This is a genomic window from Paenirhodobacter sp. (genome assembly GCF_050177655.1).
Taxonomy (GTDB): Bacteria; Pseudomonadota; Alphaproteobacteria; order Rhodobacterales; family Rhodobacteraceae; genus Rhodobacter.
Genome location: NZ_JBFXGV010000044.1, coordinates 1 through 15,637 on the forward strand (window position 1 = coordinate 1; position 15,637 = coordinate 15,637).

At 69.4% G+C, this 15,637-nt stretch carries 14 protein-coding genes and 1 tRNA gene; 3 read left to right on the top strand and 12 right to left on the bottom strand.

Features of this window, described 5'->3' with window-relative positions:
- Nucleotides 1-177 precede the first annotated feature (177 nt).
- The 7 genes from AB7U46_RS14020 to AB7U46_RS14050 form a co-directional block, all read right to left on the bottom strand.
- On the bottom strand, nt 178-1,242 hold the full coding sequence (locus tag AB7U46_RS14020) for an ABC transporter ATP-binding protein (protein ID WP_428337602.1): 1,065 nt from the start codon (nt 1,240-1,242) through the stop codon (nt 178-180).
- Nucleotides 1,232-1,849: a cupin domain-containing protein gene (locus tag AB7U46_RS14025; RefSeq protein ID WP_428337603.1), complete on the bottom strand. Its 618-nt coding sequence runs from the start codon at nt 1,847-1,849 to the stop codon at nt 1,232-1,234. The genes AB7U46_RS14020 and AB7U46_RS14025 overlap by 11 nt, the downstream gene beginning before the upstream one ends.
- A 68-nt stretch (nt 1,850-1,917) precedes the next feature.
- Nucleotides 1,918-2,958, bottom strand: a complete 1,041-nt coding sequence (locus tag AB7U46_RS14030) for an ABC transporter substrate-binding protein (protein ID WP_428337604.1) — start codon at nt 2,956-2,958, stop codon at nt 1,918-1,920.
- A gap of 66 nt (nt 2,959-3,024) precedes the next feature.
- Complete coding sequence (locus AB7U46_RS14035; RefSeq protein WP_428337605.1) at nt 3,025-3,801, bottom strand: ABC transporter permease; 777 nt, start codon at nt 3,799-3,801, stop codon at nt 3,025-3,027.
- Nucleotides 3,798-4,658: an ABC transporter permease gene (locus AB7U46_RS14040; protein ID WP_428337606.1), complete on the bottom strand. Its 861-nt coding sequence runs from the start codon at nt 4,656-4,658 to the stop codon at nt 3,798-3,800. Before AB7U46_RS14040 ends, AB7U46_RS14035 begins: the two co-directional genes overlap by 4 nt.
- Before the next feature lie 99 nt (nt 4,659-4,757).
- Complete coding sequence (locus tag AB7U46_RS14045) at nt 4,758-6,050, bottom strand: NAD(P)/FAD-dependent oxidoreductase (protein WP_428337607.1); 1,293 nt, start codon at nt 6,048-6,050, stop codon at nt 4,758-4,760.
- A 372-nt stretch (nt 6,051-6,422) separates the two neighbouring features.
- Nucleotides 6,423-6,499: transfer RNA gene (locus AB7U46_RS14050), tRNA-Met, on the bottom strand.
- Between the two features lie 141 nt (nt 6,500-6,640).
- Between AB7U46_RS14050 and selD the strand changes: the two genes are divergently transcribed.
- A complete protein-coding gene (gene selD, locus AB7U46_RS14055) occupies nt 6,641-8,803 on the top strand; it encodes a selenide, water dikinase SelD (RefSeq protein WP_428337608.1) in 2,163 nt (720 codons plus the stop codon).
- On the opposite strand, the gene mnmH is transcribed toward selD, so the two are convergent.
- The 3 genes from mnmH to AB7U46_RS14070 all read right to left on the bottom strand — a co-directional run bounded on the left by mnmH (nt 8,793) and on the right by AB7U46_RS14070 (nt 10,774).
- A complete protein-coding gene (gene mnmH, locus AB7U46_RS14060) occupies nt 8,793-9,839 on the bottom strand; it encodes a tRNA 2-selenouridine(34) synthase MnmH (RefSeq protein ID WP_428337609.1) in 1,047 nt (348 codons plus the stop codon). The genes selD and mnmH overlap by 11 nt on opposite strands.
- Nucleotides 9,839-10,441 carry a L,D-transpeptidase gene (locus tag AB7U46_RS14065; RefSeq protein WP_428337610.1) on the bottom strand — a complete coding sequence of 201 codons (603 nt, stop codon included), beginning with the start codon at nt 10,439-10,441 and terminating at the stop codon, nt 9,839-9,841. Before AB7U46_RS14065 ends, mnmH begins: the two co-directional genes overlap by 1 nt.
- A 123-nt stretch (nt 10,442-10,564) precedes the next feature.
- Complete coding sequence (locus tag AB7U46_RS14070; RefSeq protein WP_428337611.1) at nt 10,565-10,774, bottom strand: YgaP family membrane protein; 210 nt, start codon at nt 10,772-10,774, stop codon at nt 10,565-10,567.
- Nucleotides 10,775-11,078: 304 nt separating this feature from the next.
- On the opposite strand from AB7U46_RS14070, the gene AB7U46_RS14075 reads away from it, so the two are divergent.
- Nucleotides 11,079-11,558, top strand: a complete 480-nt coding sequence (locus AB7U46_RS14075) for a transglycosylase SLT domain-containing protein (protein WP_428337612.1) — start codon at nt 11,079-11,081, stop codon at nt 11,556-11,558.
- A gap of 174 nt (nt 11,559-11,732) precedes the next feature.
- Here the strand turns inward: AB7U46_RS14075 and AB7U46_RS14080 are convergent, their stop codons facing one another.
- Nucleotides 11,733-14,243, bottom strand: coding sequence for an ABC transporter permease (locus AB7U46_RS14080; RefSeq protein ID WP_428337613.1), 2,511 nt, complete (start codon nt 14,241-14,243; stop codon nt 11,733-11,735).
- Nucleotides 14,240-14,941 carry an ABC transporter ATP-binding protein gene (locus AB7U46_RS14085; protein ID WP_428337614.1) on the bottom strand — a complete coding sequence of 234 codons (702 nt, stop codon included), beginning with the start codon at nt 14,939-14,941 and terminating at the stop codon, nt 14,240-14,242. Before AB7U46_RS14085 ends, AB7U46_RS14080 begins: the two co-directional genes overlap by 4 nt.
- Between AB7U46_RS14085 and AB7U46_RS14090 the strand changes: the two genes are divergently transcribed.
- Complete coding sequence (locus AB7U46_RS14090) at nt 14,919-15,635, top strand: arylesterase (protein ID WP_428337615.1); 717 nt, start codon at nt 14,919-14,921, stop codon at nt 15,633-15,635. The genes AB7U46_RS14085 and AB7U46_RS14090 overlap by 23 nt on opposite strands.
- Nucleotides 15,636-15,637: the final 2 nt, after the last annotated feature.

Here is a 15,637-nt window from a genome sequence, read left to right on the forward strand (position 1 = left end):
CGGCGCGGTCGCCATCGGCGGCACTGCCGGCCGAGATCTTCGCATAGGCGAGCTCGGTCGCCGGGTCGATCACCTCGATCTCGGCGGGGGTGACGGGGGCCACCCAGGCGCGGTCGATGTAGAAGTGCAGGGACTGGGTCATGTCCGGTCTCCGGGCGTCTGGGAAAAGGGGAAGGGTCAGGCGGGCAGCACCACGGGCACCGCGCCGGCCCGCAGGCTGAGCGCCGCCATCGCGCCCGCCGCGGGCAGTACGGCCGCGGCCGCGCGCGGCACGTCGAGGATCATCTCCTCGCCGCTTTCGATATGGCCGATCACCCGCAGGCTGCGGCCGTGGAAGACCACGTTTTCGACCCGCAGGGGCACGCCGGCGGCGGTGGCGGAGATCTCCAGATCCTCGGGGCGCAGGCCCAGCACCACCGCGCTGCCGGCGGAAAACCCATGCGCCTCCTCGGGCATCGGCAGGCTGGAGCCGGGGATCTCGATCCGGCCATCGGCGGCGACCCGGCCCGGCAGCAGGTTCATCGTGCCGATGAAGCCCGCGACGAAACGGGTGGCGGGGCGGTCGTAAAGCTCGGCCGGGGAGGCGATCTGCTCGATCTCGCCGCCCTGCATCACCGCGATCCGGTCGGAGATCGAGAGCGCCTCGGTCTGGTCATGGGTGACCATCACAAAGGTGGTGCCGAGCCGCGCCTGCAGGTTCTTCAGCTCGATCTGCATCTGCTCGCGCAGGCTCGCGTCGAGCGCGGAAAGCGGCTCGTCCAGCAGCAGGAGCTGTGGCTCGCAGACGATCGCACGGGCCAGGGCCACGCGCTGGCGCTGCCCGCCCGAGAGCGCGGAAACCGGGCGTTTCGCCTTGTCGGCGAGGCCCACGAGTTCGAGCGCCTCGCCCACCTTGCGGCGGATCTCGGCGCGCGGCGTGCCCCGCACCGAAAGCCCGAAGGAAACGTTCTCCTCCACGTCCATATGCGGGAAGACGGCGTAATCCTGGAACACCGTGTTCACCGGACGCCGGTTCGGCGGCAGGTGCCCGATCTCGGCGCCGTGGAGCAGGATCTGCCCCGCGCTGGCCGCCTCGAAGCCCGCGATCACCCGCAGCGTCGTCGTCTTGCCGCAGCCCGAGGGGCCGAGCAGGCTCACGAATTCGCCCGCCGCGATGTCGAGGTCGATCTCCTTCAGGCCGAAATGCCCGTTGCCGAAGATCTTGCTGACGCCGCGCAGGCTCAAGAGCGCGTCATTCGTCATCGCGCACCTCCGATTTCTTGGTGGCATTGATCCAGATGATGATGCAGCGCTCCTCCCCCTCGTTGCGGAAGGAATGCAGCAGCATCGAGCGGAAGGCGAAACTGTCGCCGGTGCGCAGATGATAGGTGGTGCCGTCGATCACCAGTTGCACCGAGCCCTGCATCACATAGCCGAACTCGTGGCCCTGATGCGCATAGGCCTCGGCGGTGCCGCCGCCCGGCTCGACCTCGACCAGCATGCCGGTGAGCGTGGCGCCCGGCGGCGAGAGGAGCTGCTTGCGCACCCCCTCGGAATGCACCGGGATGTCGCGCCGGTTGCCCGCGCGCACGCAGTAGATGTCATTGCTCTCGGCGCTGTCCTCGAGCAGCCGCGCGGCATCGACGCCCAGCGCGGTGGCGAGCGGCCAGAGCGTGCGCACCCGGAGCGAGGAGACCCCGCGCTCGATCTGGCTGAGCGCGCCGACCGAGATCCCCGCCTGTCCGGCCAGCTCGGTCAGCGACAGCCCCGCCTCGAGCCGGAGCGCGCGCAGGCGCCGCCCGACCATGATATCGGCGAGGTTCTCGTCGCGCGCGGCTTCGGCGGCTTCCGTCGAATTGTCCTGACCCATCGTCTCTTTCTTCCCGCTTCCCGGCTGCGGACGGGTGCCACCGGCCCCCGCCCCTTTGGTTGTGGCGCTCAGCCGCCGGCCTTGATCCGCTCGAACATCTTGGCGAGCTCGTCGTTTTGCTTCATCGGCCCGGTGAAGACCGTCGTCGAGAGCATCGTCTGCGGATCGGCAGGCAGCTTCAGCTCGTCGAGCTTTTCCTGCGGCACCTCGGCGAAGGCGGTCGCAGTCGAGGCGCCATAGCCGTAATTCTCGATCAGCGCCTTGCCCGAGTCGGGCTCGAGGCGGCTGTTGATGAGATCATAGGCGAGATCGACGTTCTTGGCGTCCTTCAGCAGCACGAAGCCGCAGGTCCAGGTCAGCATGCCTTCCTTCGGGTTCATGAACTCGACCGGCACGCCCTGCGCCTTCAGCGCCACCGCCGAGGCGTTCCAGGTCATCGCCGCGACCAGCTCGCCCGAGGAGAGCGACTGCTCGACCGAGGTCATGTCGGTGGTGTAGCTCGAGAGCAGCGGGCGCTGTTCGCGCAGCTTCTCCTCGACCTTCTTCAGCCCCTCGGCATCCATGTCGAAGGGGCTGACCCCGGCGAGCAGCGCGGCCACGACCGGCGTGTCATGCACCGCGTCGATGGTGGCGAGGCGCCCGGCATATTGCGGATCCCAGAGCATGTTCCAGCTCTGCTCGGCATCCGGCGCCACGAGGTCGGAGCGGTAGAGCACCGAGGTATTGCCCCAGTCCCACGGCACCATCCAGACCTTGCCATCGCCCGCCTGGATGTCGGGCAGGTTGCGCAGCACCGGATAGATGTTGTTCCAGTTCTTGATCCGCGCGGTGTCGATCGGCTGCAGCAGCCCTTCCTTGTTCCAGCGCGCGATCTTGTCGTAGCAGGGATGCGCGAGATCCGGGTGGAAGCCCGCCTTGACCTTGGTGAAGGCGTCGTCGTCGTCGCCGAAGACCGAGGTCTCGACCGCATCGGGATGCGCCGTAAGGAAGCTCTGGTTGAACTCGGGCAGCTCATAGCCCGACCAGGTGAAATAGGTCAGCTTGTCCCCGGCGATCGCGGGGGTCGCGATCCCCGCGGCGAGCGTCAGCGTGATGAGCGTCTTCTTCATTGATGTGACCTCCATGTCGGTGTTCGTCCTGTTGTCTTGTCTTCTTGTTATGTCGTCCCGGGTCGCTCAGACCCGGCTGCGCCGGCGCAGGAGTTCCGCCGCCCCCGCGAGCAGCGCGGAGACCAGCAGGATCAGCGACCCGAGCGCCATCACCACCGGCAGCGATTTCGGAAAGCGCAGCTGGCTCCAGATATAAAGCGGCAGGGTGGGCTCCGTGCCGGCGAGGAAATAGGCGACGATGAACTCGTCGAACGAGGTGAGGAAGGAAAGCGTGAAGGCCGAGCCGATCGCCGACCAGGCAAGCGGCAGAACGGCACGGCGGAACACGGTGAAATCGGAGGCGCCGAGATCCGCCGCCGCCTCCGAGATCGAGCGCGGGATCGCGGCGAAACGCGCGCGCAGCACGGTAACCGCGGCCGGCAGGCAGACGAGAACGTGGCCCAGCACGATGGCGATCCGCGAGGGGCCGAGCCCGGCGAGATTGACGAGGATCAAGAGCGCGATGCCGACGATCACGCCCGGGATCAGGATCGGCAGCCGCGCGAGCGCGCCGATCAGCCGCGCGAGCGGCGGGCGCGGGAAGACCTCGAGATAGGTGATCGTCGTGGCGCAGAGCGTGGCGATGCTCGCCGCGGCAATCGCGATGATCAAGCTGTTGCGCAGCGCCTGCCCGATCGCCGGGGTTTGCAGCAGCGTGCGATACCACGCAAGCGTCAGCCCCTTCATCGGGAACGCCGCCTGAATCGAATCGTTGAACGAAAACAGCGGGATCAGCGCCACGGGCAGATAGAGAAAGACGATATAGGCGCCGATGTAGATCGGCAGCAGGCGGCCCTGTTTCATGTCCGGCTCCCCCAGCGGCGATCGGCCTGCCGCACCAGCGCGACGGCGATCAGGATGACGAGCATCGTGGCGGTGGCGAGCGCGGCCCCGAACGGCCAGTCGTTCGCCTTGCCGAACTGCGCCTGGATCAGGTTGCCGATCATCGTGCTGCCCGGGCCGCCGACCATCGACGGCGTGACATAGTCGCCCAGCGTCGGCACGAAGACGACGAGCGCGCCGCCCAACACCCCGGGCATCGAGATCGGCAGCACGACGCGCCAGAAGAGCTGCGCCTTCGAGGCGCCGAGGTCCGAGCCCGCCTCGAGCAGGGAATGCGGGATCGTCTGCAGCGCGACGAAGATCGGCAGGATCGCGAAGGGCGCATAGGCATGGGCGAGCGTCACCACCACCGCCGCCGGGTTGTTGAGGAACATCATCGAGGGCTTGTCCCAGAGCCCAAGCTCGATCATCGCCGAGTTCAGCACGCCGTTATAGGCGAGCACGATCTTCCAGGCGAAGACGCGCAGCAGGTAGCTTGTCCAGAACGGCAGGGTGACGAGGAAGAGCAGCAGGCCGCGATGCTTGCCGGCGCGGAAGGCGAGATACCAGGCCACCGGATAGGCGGTGACTACCGTCGCCAGCGTCACCAGCCCCGAGATCCAGAGCGAGCGCAACATCACCGTCGCATAGAGCGGGTCGGTGACGATCTGCGCGAAATTGCTCAGCGAGAGCGGGCCGAGGAGAAGGCCCTGGTCGTTGACCCGGAACCCGAGCCCGAGCACCAGCGCCAGCGCGAAGACCACGAGGCCAAAGGTCACCAGCGCGCCGGGCGCGGACATCGCGGCCAGAAACCCCGCTCCGTTTGCCAGTCGTCGCATCTTCTCTCCCATCCCTGTCTGCAAGATCGCGGCGGAGAATCGGAAACCGGATCTTTGATTTTTTGATTTATGAAAATGTATGTTTGATTTTCACATCTGTCAAATGCCCAGAGCATCCTGCGCACGAAACAGCATCACCGCGCCGCGCACCGCGACCTTGCGCAGCCGGTGGAAGGGGATCGGGCGCGGCGCGCTGACCGGAAAATCGAGATCTTCCTCCGGCTTGCCCGTCGCCCAATCCGCCAGCACCCGGCCCATCGCGGTGCCGAGCGCCAGCCCGCGGCCATTGTAGCCGGTGGCCGACATCACCCCCGCGCCGAGCGGCGTCAGATGCGGCAGGTGGCTCGCCGTCATCGCAACGAACCCGCCCCAGGCATGCTCGAAGGGCACGGCGCCGATCTGCGGGAACATCTCCCCCGCGATCCGGCGCAGGTTCTCCTGCAGCTTCGCGGTGGTGCCGTCATTGTAATCGCCGCGCCCGCCGATCACGAACCGCCCGGCGCCGTCGATCTTGTAATAGACCATCACCCGCCGGCTGTCGGAGGCGGTCTGCCCCCCGGGCAGGATCGTGCGCCGCACCGCCTCCGGCAACGGCGCGCTCGCCACCTGCACCGAGCGCACCGGCACCAGCGTCCGCGCAAGCGGCGGGCGCAGGTCATCGCTGTAGCCATTGGTACACAAAAGCACCCGCGCCGCCGTCACCTGCCCCCCGGGGCAGTGCAGGACATGAATATTTCCCTTTTCCATCATGGATGTAACCGGAGACTGGCCATGAATGACCGCGCCGGCCGCCTGCGCCGCACGGGCCAGCCCGAGGGTGAAGTTCAGCGGATGCAGCCCCGCCCCGCGCGGATCGAAGAGCCCGCCGAGATAGACCTCCGTCCCGATCCGGTCGCGGATCTCGGCGCGCGAGAGGATCTGCAGATCGACGCCCCGCGCCTGCCACTGCCGGGCGCGCGCCTCGAGCAGGCGCAGCGCCTTGGCGTTATGCGCGGGCTGCAGCCAGCCGGCCTGAACCGCGTCGCAGTCGATGCCGTGGCGGCGCACGAGGTCCATCACCAGCGCCGGCGCCTCGCCCGAAAGGCGCAGCATCCGCCCGCCCATGTCCGCGCCGAACGCGGCCAGGAGCTGATCGGGATCATGCTTGAGGCCCGGGTTCACCTGCCCGCCATTGCGCCCCGAAGCGCCCCAGCCGATCGCCTGCGCCTCCAGCACGACGACCCGCAGCCCCCGCTCGGCCAGATGCAGCGCGGCGGAAAGCCCGGTCACGCCGGCGCCGACGATGGCGACATCGGCCTCCTCCACCCCCGCCAGCGGCGGCGTGTCAGGCGCGGGATTTGCCGTCGCCGTCCAGAGGGAATTGGCCAGAACTGCCGGCTCGTTCGGGATCATCTGCGCTCTCCAACGCCTCGGCCACGTCGTCACCTGGCGCCGCGGCACATGAATTTTCCACGACAGTAGAGCATAAAATGAAATTTATAAGAGATATTTCATATTTTCGTAATGCAGGTGCTCCGCAGGCTTTCTCGCATATCTTCGCGCGCGGAATCGCGCCAAGGAATACCGTGGGTTAGATCGGCCTGGCCGCGCAGGTCGACGCCAGCGGCCAGCGCAAGAAGAATCGGCCCGCGCACCGCGACTCAGGCGCAGGGCAAAGCGGCTCAGGAACACGTCCCGTGGGGGCGATCATCCCGCAGCGATCCGCAGGAAGGTGTGCGACGAACACGGGGCGCTTACGTCAGTCAACCGGCAAGATGGGGAAGGTGGTGGCGAGGGGGGGACTTGAACCCCCGACCCCATGATTATGAGTCATGTGCTCTAACCAGCTGAGCTACCTAGCCACTGGCGCGCTGACTAAGCGATGCCGCGCGGGGCGTCAAGGGCCTTGCGTGCGAATTTCCGCAGATCCCTGCCGCGGCAATCGGACCATTGGCCTGCGCCGCCAGCCGGGCTAGCACTGAGGCACCCGAAGGAGCGCCCCGATGCAGACCGACCTGCCCCTCACCCGCGACATCGTGCTGATCGGTGGCGGCCATGCCCATGCGCTGGTGCTGCGGATGTGGGGAATGGCGCCGCTGCCCGGCGTGCGACTCACCGTGATCAACCCGCTGCCGACGGCGGCCTATTCCGGCATGCTGCCCGGCCATATCGCCGGCCATTACCCGCGCGCGGCGCTGCAACTCGATCTGGTACGGCTCGCGCGCCATGCCGGGGCGCGGCTGGTGCTCGGGCAGGCCACCGCGATCGACCGCGCGCGGCGCCTGATCACCGTGCCCGGGCGCGCGCCGATCGCCTATGACATCGCCTCGATCGACACCGGGATCACCGCGGTGATGCCCGAGATCCCCGGCTTTCTCGAGCATGCCGTGCCGGTGAAGCCGCTCGATGCCTTCGCCGATGCCTGGGAGGCGTTCTGCGCCCGCGCGCGCCCCGGGGCGCGCGTCGCGGTGATCGGTGGCGGCGTTGCCGGGGTCGAGCTCGCGCTGGCCTTCAGGCACCGACTGCCGCAGGCGGAGGTCACCGTGCATGAGGCCGGGCCTCAGCCGCTCGCGCTGATCGGTGCGGGGGCGCGGCGCGCGCTTTTGCGCCATTGCGCGCGGCTTGGGGTGGTGATCCGTGCCAATTCCCGCATCGCTGCGGTGGAGGCCCGCGCGCTCGTTTTCGCTGACGGGCAGCGCGAGAGCGCCGATTTCATCCTCGGCACCGGGGCGACGCGGCCGGCCGGCTGGCTGCGCGCGACCGGGCTCGATCTGCACGAGGGCTTCGTCACCGTCGGGCCCACGCTGCAAAGCTCCGATCCCGCGATCTTTGCCGCGGGCGACGTCGCGCATCTGGCCTTTGCCCCGCGGCCCAAGGCCGGGGTCTATGCGGTGCGCGAGGGGCCGGTGCTGTTTGACAACCTCCGCGCGGCGGCGGGCAGCGGGGCGATGCGGCCCTATCGCCCGCAGCGCGATTATCTCAAGCTGATCTCGGCGGGCGACAGGATCGCCGTCGCCGACAAATGGCGCCTGCCGCTTGACGGGCGCTGGCTCTGGCGCTGGAAGAACCGGATCGACCTGCGCTTCATGGCGATGGTGCATGACCTGCCGGCGATGGCGCCCCCCGCCCTGCCCCGCGACCGCGCGGCGGGCGTCGAGGAGGTGCTGGGGCAAAAGCCGCTTTGCGGGGGCTGTGGAGGCAAGCTTGGCGCAGGCGCGCTGCGCGAGGTGCTCGCCACCCTGCCCGCGCCCGCGCGTGCCGATGTGCGCCTTGGCGCGGGCAGCGACGCCGCGGTGCTGGCCTGTGGCGAGGCGGCGCAGCTGTTCACCACCGATCATGTCCGCGCCTTCACCGAAGACCCCTGGCTGCTGGGCCGGATCGTGGCGATCCATGCGATGGGCGACATCTGGGCCGCGGGCGGCACGCCGCAGGCGGCGCTCGCGCAGGTGACCCTGCCGCGGATGTCCGAGGAAATGGCGGCGCGCGCGCTGACCGAGATGCTCGCCGGCGCGGGCGAGGTGCTGCGCGACGCGGGCGCCGATCTCGTCGGCGGGCACACGAGCCTTGGCGCCGAGGTGATGCTCGGCTTTGCGCTCACCGGCCTTGCCGCGCACCCCGTCGGGCAGGCGGGCGCGCGCCCGGGCGAGGCGCTGATCCTGACGAAGCCGCTCGGCACCGGGGTGATCCTCGCCGCCGAGATGGCGAAGGCCGCGCCCGGCGATCAGGTCGCCGCCTGCTGGGCCGCGATGGCGACCTCTTCCGCCGCCGCCGCGGCTATCCTCGCCCCGGTCGCGACGGCGATGACCGATGTCACCGGCTTCGGCCTTGCCGGGCATCTGCTGACGCTTTGCTCCGCCTCCGGCTGCGGCGCGGAGATTGCGCTCACCCGCCTGCCGCTTTTGCCGGGCGCCGAGGCGCTGGCCGCGGCAGGCCATGGCTCGAGCCTCTTGCCGCAGAACATCGCCGCCTGCGCGGGGCGCGTCACCGCGCCGCCCGGGGCGCGGGCGGAGTTGCTTTACGATCCGCAGACGGCAGGCGGGTTGCTCGCCGCAGTTCCGGCGGAGCGGGACGCGGAAACCCTTGCGGCATTGCAGGCGGCGGGGGTTCCGGCAGTGAAGATCGGCGCGATGGTCGCCGGGGCGCCGCTGCTGCGCGTCAGCGCGTAAGCCCCTCGGCCGCGGCGATCAGCTGCGCGGCAAGACCGGGCAGCGCCTCCGAAGCCAGACTCGGCGCGGCAAGATCGATCTCCGCCGCACCATGCCGGGCCCGGTGCTTCTCGTAGCGCGGGTCATAATGCAGCGCCATCAGCTCACGCGCGAGCGGCGCAAGCGCGCCCTCCCCCGCCCAGCCCTGCCAGCGCGCGATCGTCTCACCGCTCTGGAACGGTCGCAGCTTCTCGATCAACGCGGCCAGCCCCTCACGATCCGCCGCAATATCGGCATAGGCGCGGGCGAGATAGGCTGCGCGCGCGTCGAGCGGCGCGACGAGGCGGATCCGCGGCGCCGCGCAAATCGCCTGCCAGATCCCCTTCGGCAGGAAAATCTCCCCCACTTTCGAGCTTTCCGCCTCGATCAGCACCGGGCGCGCCGGGTCAAGCCGGGCCAGCGCCACGGCAAGGCGGCTTTCGAACCCCTTCTGCGCGGGCTGGCCGCCCGGCATCGCGCCGAAGATCGAGCCGCGATGGTTCGCCAGCCCCTCGAGGTCGATCACCTGCGCGCCCTGCGCCTTTGCCGCCTTCAAAATGTCGGTCTTGGCCGATCCGGTATTGCCGTCGAGCACCACGAAGCGCGCCGCGGGCGGCTCGGAAAGCGCCGCAACCACCGCCCCGCGCCAGGCCTTGTAACCGCCCTCGACCAGATCGGTGCGCCAGCCGACCTGCCGCAGGATCGTCGCGAAAGAGCCCGAGCGCTGCCCGCCGCGCCAGCAATAGACGAGCGGGCGCCAGCCGCCGGGCTTGTCGGCCAATGGCCCCTGCAGATGCCGCGCGGCATTCGCCGCGACCAGCGCCGCGCCGATCTTGCGCGCATCGAAGGGCGAGACCTGCTTGTAGATCGTGCCGACCCGCGCGCGCTCGGCATCGTCGAGCACGGGCAGGTTGATCGCGCCCGGAATGTGATCCTCGGCATATTCGGCCGGCGCGCGCACGTCGATGATCGTGTCGTAATCCAGCGCGATCGCCTGCGCGACCGAGGTGATCTGCATCAGTAGACCGTCACCGGCGTGCCCACCGGCACCTGGCTGAAAAGCTCGATGACATGGTCGTTCACCATCCGCAGGCAGCCGTTCGAGACGGCATGGCCGATCGAGGAGGGCTCGGTCGTGCCATGGATGCGGATCGCGGTGTCATGGCCGTTCTGGTACAGATACATCGCCCGCGCGCCGAGCGGATTGCGCGGCCCACCGGGCATGCCGCTCTCGGCATATTGCGCGTAATGGCTGGGGCTGCGCTGCACCATTTCCGGCGTCGGCTTCCAGCTCGGCCATTCGACCTTGCGCCCGACATAGGCCGTACCGCGGAACTTCAGCTCATCGCGGCCCACGGCGACGCCGTAGCGCATCGCCACGCCCGGCGCGATGATGTGGTAAAGAAAGAAGCGATCGGAGACGATGATGATCGAGCCCACCGGCAGGTCGGGCTTCACCTTCACCTGCTTCGGATAGAATTGCGGCGCGATCGGCCATGTCTTCGGCGGATCGGTCTCGATTTCCGGCTTCGGTTCGGGCTTGATCTCGGCGAAAAGCGCCTGCGGCGCCGCGACGAGGGGCAGCGCGGCAAGCGCGCTCAGAAGATTGCGACGGTGCATTCTGTCTCCGGCATTCCCCAGCAATTCCGGGTTTCAGGCGCTCAGGCTAGCAAAGCCGCGGCAAGCCCTCAATGCAAAAGCGGGCGGAAATCCGCCCGCTTCGCCGGATCCCGACGGAGGGGATCACTTCTTCTCGAAGGCGCAGCCCGACTTCAGGCCCAGTTTCGAAAAGATCGCGGCCGCCGGGCAGAAGCCGGTGAAGGCCGATTGCAGCAGGTTCGCGCCGATGAAGACGGTGAACCACAGGAAGTAATGCGAGACGTACCAGGTCAGCAGCACGCTCAGGATGATCATCACGCCGGCAAAGGCGAAGATCGCGCGATCGAGGTTCATGGGGGAGGCTCCGGAAAGGGTGGATCGGGGTTGCAGGATTGCCGTTCCCCTAGCATTGCCCGCGCTCGAATTCAAGTTGACGAATGTATTCCACCCGCGGGCCCCTCCCTGCCCGCAATCGCGGCACTGCCCGCAGATTGCGCAGAAGGACGCGCCAAAACCGGCCAATCCCGCAAAAATCAGGGGAAACCGGGGCCGTGATCGGCGAAACCCCGCCGATCGGACCCCGCTCCGATCACGCAAGCTTGCCAAAAACCTCCGAGATTGTATCGAAGGCGTGAACATGGTCCGACCCGGAGTTCCGATGCTGACCCGACGCCGTCTGCTTCTCGCCGCCCCCGCGCTTTTCGCGCTCACGGCCTGTGGTGACAATGCGCGCTTCTCCTCGAAAGCCCCGCCCGCCGATGCGCTGCCGCTGTTTCCGGGCGAAAGCCACGAGGTCCGCGGCCTGATCAACCATTTCGCCGACCATTACGAGGTGCCCCGCACGCTGGTGCATCGCGTGGTGCAGCGCGAGAGCGGCTACAATCCCGGCGCGCGCAACGGCCCCTATTACGGGCTGATGCAGATCCTGCCGCAGACCGCGCGTGGCATGGGCTTTGCCGGCACCCCGGGCGACCTGCTGCAGGCCGACACAAACCTGAAATATGGTGTGAAATACCTGCGCGGTGCCTGGCTCTGCGCCGATGGCGACGAAAAGACCGCGATGATGTGGTATGCCAAGGGTTATTATTACGAGGCGAAGCGCCGCGGCATCCTGGCCGAGGCCGGGCTGCGCGCCTGAACCCCTGACGAACGGTTCGAAATTGGCCCCGTCGGATGCCTCCGGCGGGGATATTTTTGCTCTATAGAAACCCCTCGCCTCTCCGGAGGTAAATCCCCCCACTCCCGGGACTTCGGTTTCCAAAGTGCCGAAATATCCCCCGCGGAGCGTCCGCAACCGCCACCCGCGCGCCGCTCACTCGGAGGCGCGCAGCACCGAGGCCGGGCGCGTGGCCAGCGGGCGCAGCGCGAAGACGAGCCCGGCGAGCAGCACCGCGACGATCCCGCCGCCGATGATCGCGAGCGCGGGCAGCGGCGCGAAGCGATAGCTCGCCTCCATCACGAAATGCAGCACCGCCCAGCCGGCGAGCGCACCGACACCGACCGCGATCACGCCAGCCGCCGCGCCCATCAGCACCGCGCGCAGCGCGAAGGACCACAGGATCGTCGCGCGCGTGGCGCCGAGCGTTTTCAGCAGCGCCGCCTCCCAGGCGCGGCCCTGCTCACCCGCCGCCGCGGCGCCGATCAGCACCGCGAAACCGGTGACCAGCGTGACCGAGGCGGCCAAGGCCACCGCCCGCGCGATCGCGCCGAGCGCCTCGCTCACCCGCCCCATCGCCTCGCGCACGGCGATCGCGGTGACGCCCGGGAAATCCTGCGCGATCGCGCGCAGCACCGGCGCCTCCGCTGCGGGGGGCGCGTAGACGGTCGCGATGTCGCTGTGCGGCGCACCCGCCAGTGCCGCGGGGTTCAGCGTCAACACGAAGCCGATGCCGAGGCTCGAGAAATCGACGTCGCGGAAGGAGGTGATCTGCGCGGTGATGTCGCGGCCGAGGATGTTCACCGTGATCTCGTCACCGAGTTTCAGGCCAAGCTCCTGCGCCTCCTTCGCGGCGAAACTCGCCTTCGGCGGGCCCTGATAATCCTTCGGCCAGAACTGGCCCGCGGTCAGCGGCTCGCGCGGGGTGTCGGAGAAGGTCACGCCGCGATCGCCGCGCAGCACCCAATGCTCGCCCGCGACCTTGCGCGCGCTCTCGCCGTTGATTTTCGTGATGACCCCGCGCAGCATCGGCGCACTTTCGATCCGGCTGACGCCGGCGATCTTGTGCAGCCGTGCCTCGAGCGGGGCGAGGTCGTCGGGGCGGATGTCGATCAGGAAAAACGCGGGGGCGAGTTTCGGCAGATCGCGGGCAATCGCGCCGCGCAGCCCGGCGTCGATCTGGCCGACGGCGGCGAGGACCGAAAGCCCAAGCCCCAGCGCCGCGATCACCGAGGCCGCCTCGGAGCGCGGCGAGCCGATCGCGGCGAGCGCGGCATGCAGCGCCGGGCGGCCGCGGGCGCGATGGGTGAGCACCCGGGCGAGCCGGCGGATCAGCCGCGCGGCGAGCGCGAGCAAAAGAAGCGCACCGGCCACGCCGCCGAGCGTCGCGAGCGTGAGGCCGGGCAGGCCGGAAAGCCAGGTCGCCGCCCCGACGAGTGCCGCGACGAGCGCGAGGATCACGACAAGCGCCGCCCCGCGCGGGCGGCCGCGCGCGGCGCCTGTGTCGCGGTAAAGCGCGGCGGCGCGCAGGCTTTCCATTCTGGCAAGCGGCCAGAGCGCGAAGATCGCGGCGGTGAGCCCGCCGTAAAGCGCGGCCTCGGCGAGCGGGCGCACGGAGAGCGTCACCGAAACCGGGATCGGCATCGCCGCGGCGATCGGCCCGGCGGCGGCCAGCACCGCCCCCGCGCCGAGCACGAGCCCCGCGCCGATGCCCAGCGCCCCGAGCAGGCCGAGCTGGATCAGGAAGGCACCGCGGATCATCCGCGAAGTGGCGCCGAGCGCGCGCAGCGTCGCGATCGTGGCGGCCTTGCGCTCGATCCAGGCGGCGACGGTGGCGGAGATGCCGACGCCGCCCACCGCAAGCCCGGCAAGCCCCACGAGCACGAGGAAGGCGCCGAGCCGGTCGGTGAACCGCTCCACCCCGGGGGCGGCGCGGCGCGCATCCGACCAGCGCATGCCGGCGCCGTCGAACCGGCGCTCCGCCGCGGATTTCAGCGCGGCGAGCGTCTCGCCCGGGCGCAGGGTGACGCGGTAGTCGCTTTCAAAAAGCGTGCCGGGGGCGAGGAGCGGCGTGCCCTCGATCGCGCTCAGGCTCACGAGGCTGCGCGGCCCGAAGGCGACGCCCATGCCGGTGCTGTCGGGCTCGCGCGTGAGGCGTGCGGCAAGGCGGAACTCCTGCCCGCCGATACGGAAATGATCGCCGGTCTTCAGCCCGAGCCGGTCAGCGAGCACCGGGTCGAGAAAGGCGCCCGGCACCTCACCGCCCAGCGCGGACAGATCGCGCGGCGGGTCGAGCTCGGCCTTGCCCAGAAGCGGCCAGGCCCCATCCACCGCCTTCACCTGGGTGAGCGCAGAATCGCCCCCGTCCATCGTCGTCACCATCGAGCGGAAGCTGACGAGTTCGGAGACCCGCGCGGCATGGGCGGCGATCCAGTCGCGCTCCTCCGCGGTGGCGCGGCGATAGGTGAATTCATATTGCGCATCGCCGCCGAGCAGCACCGCGCCCTGCGCGGCAAGCCCCTGCCGGATCGACTCGCGCACGAGGCCCACCGCCGCGATCGCCGCGACGCCGAGCATCAGGCAAAGCAGGAAGACGCGAAAGCCGCGGATGCCGCCGCGCAGCTCGCGCCGGGCGATGCGCCAGGTGACGGCGGGGGCGGGTCTCATGCGCCGGCTCCGCTGTCGCCGACGATCTGCCCGTCGGCGATCTGCACCACACGCGAACAGCGCGCGGCGAGATCGGCCGCATGGGTGACGAGGATCAGCGTCGCGCCGTGGCTCGCCTGCAGGCCGAACAGCAGATCGACGATTGCGGCACCGGTTTTCGCGTCGAGGTTGCCTGTCGGCTCGTCGGCGAGCAGGATCTCGGGGCGCGGCGCGACGGCACGTGCCAGCGCCACGCGCTGCTGCTCGCCGCCCGACATCTCGGTCGGGTAATGGTTGCGCCGATGGCCAAGGCCCACGGCCTCCAGCTCTGCCTCTGCGCGGTCGTAGGCGTCGGCCGCCCCCGCGATCTCGAGCGGCAGCGCGACGTTTTCGAGCGCCGTCATCGTCGGCACGAGGTGGAAGGACTGGAACACGATGCCCATGTTGCCGCGGCGAAACCGGGCAAGCGCGTCCTCCCCCATCATCGAAAGATCATGGCCGAGCGCATTGACCTCGCCCGCGCTCGGGCGCTCGAGGCCGCCCATCAGCATGAGCAGCGAGGACTTGCCCGAGCCCGAGGGCCCGGTCAGACCGACGCTTTCGCCCCGGTTGATCTTTAGCGAAATGCCGCGCAGGATCTCGACCGGCCCGGCATTGCCGTCAAGCGTCAGCCGGGCGTCCGCGAGGGAGAGCACAATGTCCGTTTTCGGCGTCACCATCGAAACCTTCCTTTCGCGTCACCCCCTCGGATATGGACCGTTCCGGCGCGCAAGCAAGGGAATTCGCACGGCAATTCTCGCCACGCTGCTTTCGGCCGCACCGCTCGCCGCGGCGCCGGCCGAACTCGTCGCGCTCGGCGACAGCCTGACCCAGGGCTACGGGCTGATGCCGGAGGACGGGCTCGTGCCGCAGCTGCAGGCCTGGCTGAGCGCGCAGGGCGCCGAGGTCAGCGTGATCAACGCCGGGGTTTCGGGCGACACCACCGCGGGCGGGCGCGCGCGGCTCGACTGGTCGCTCGACGACAAGACCACCGCGGTGATGATCGAGCTTGGCGGCAATGACATCCTGCGCGGCCTGCCGCCCGAGATCGCGCGCGAGAACCTCGATGCGATGCTGGCCGAGGTGACCGGGCGCGGGCTGCCGGTGCTGCTCATCGGGGTGAAGGCGCCGGGCAATTACGGGCCGGAGTATCAGGCGAAATTCGATGCGATCTGGCCCGAACTGGCCGCGAAATATCACGCGCTCCTGCTGCCCAACCTGCTTGCCCCGATCGCCGCGGTCACGCCCGAGGAGCGCGCGGCGCGGGGGCTGATGCAGGCCGACGGGCTGCACCCGGCGCCCGCGGGGGTGAAGCTGGTGGTCGCCGCGCTCGGGCCGAAGGTGCTCGAGCTGCTGGGGCAGGCGCGGCGCTAGAG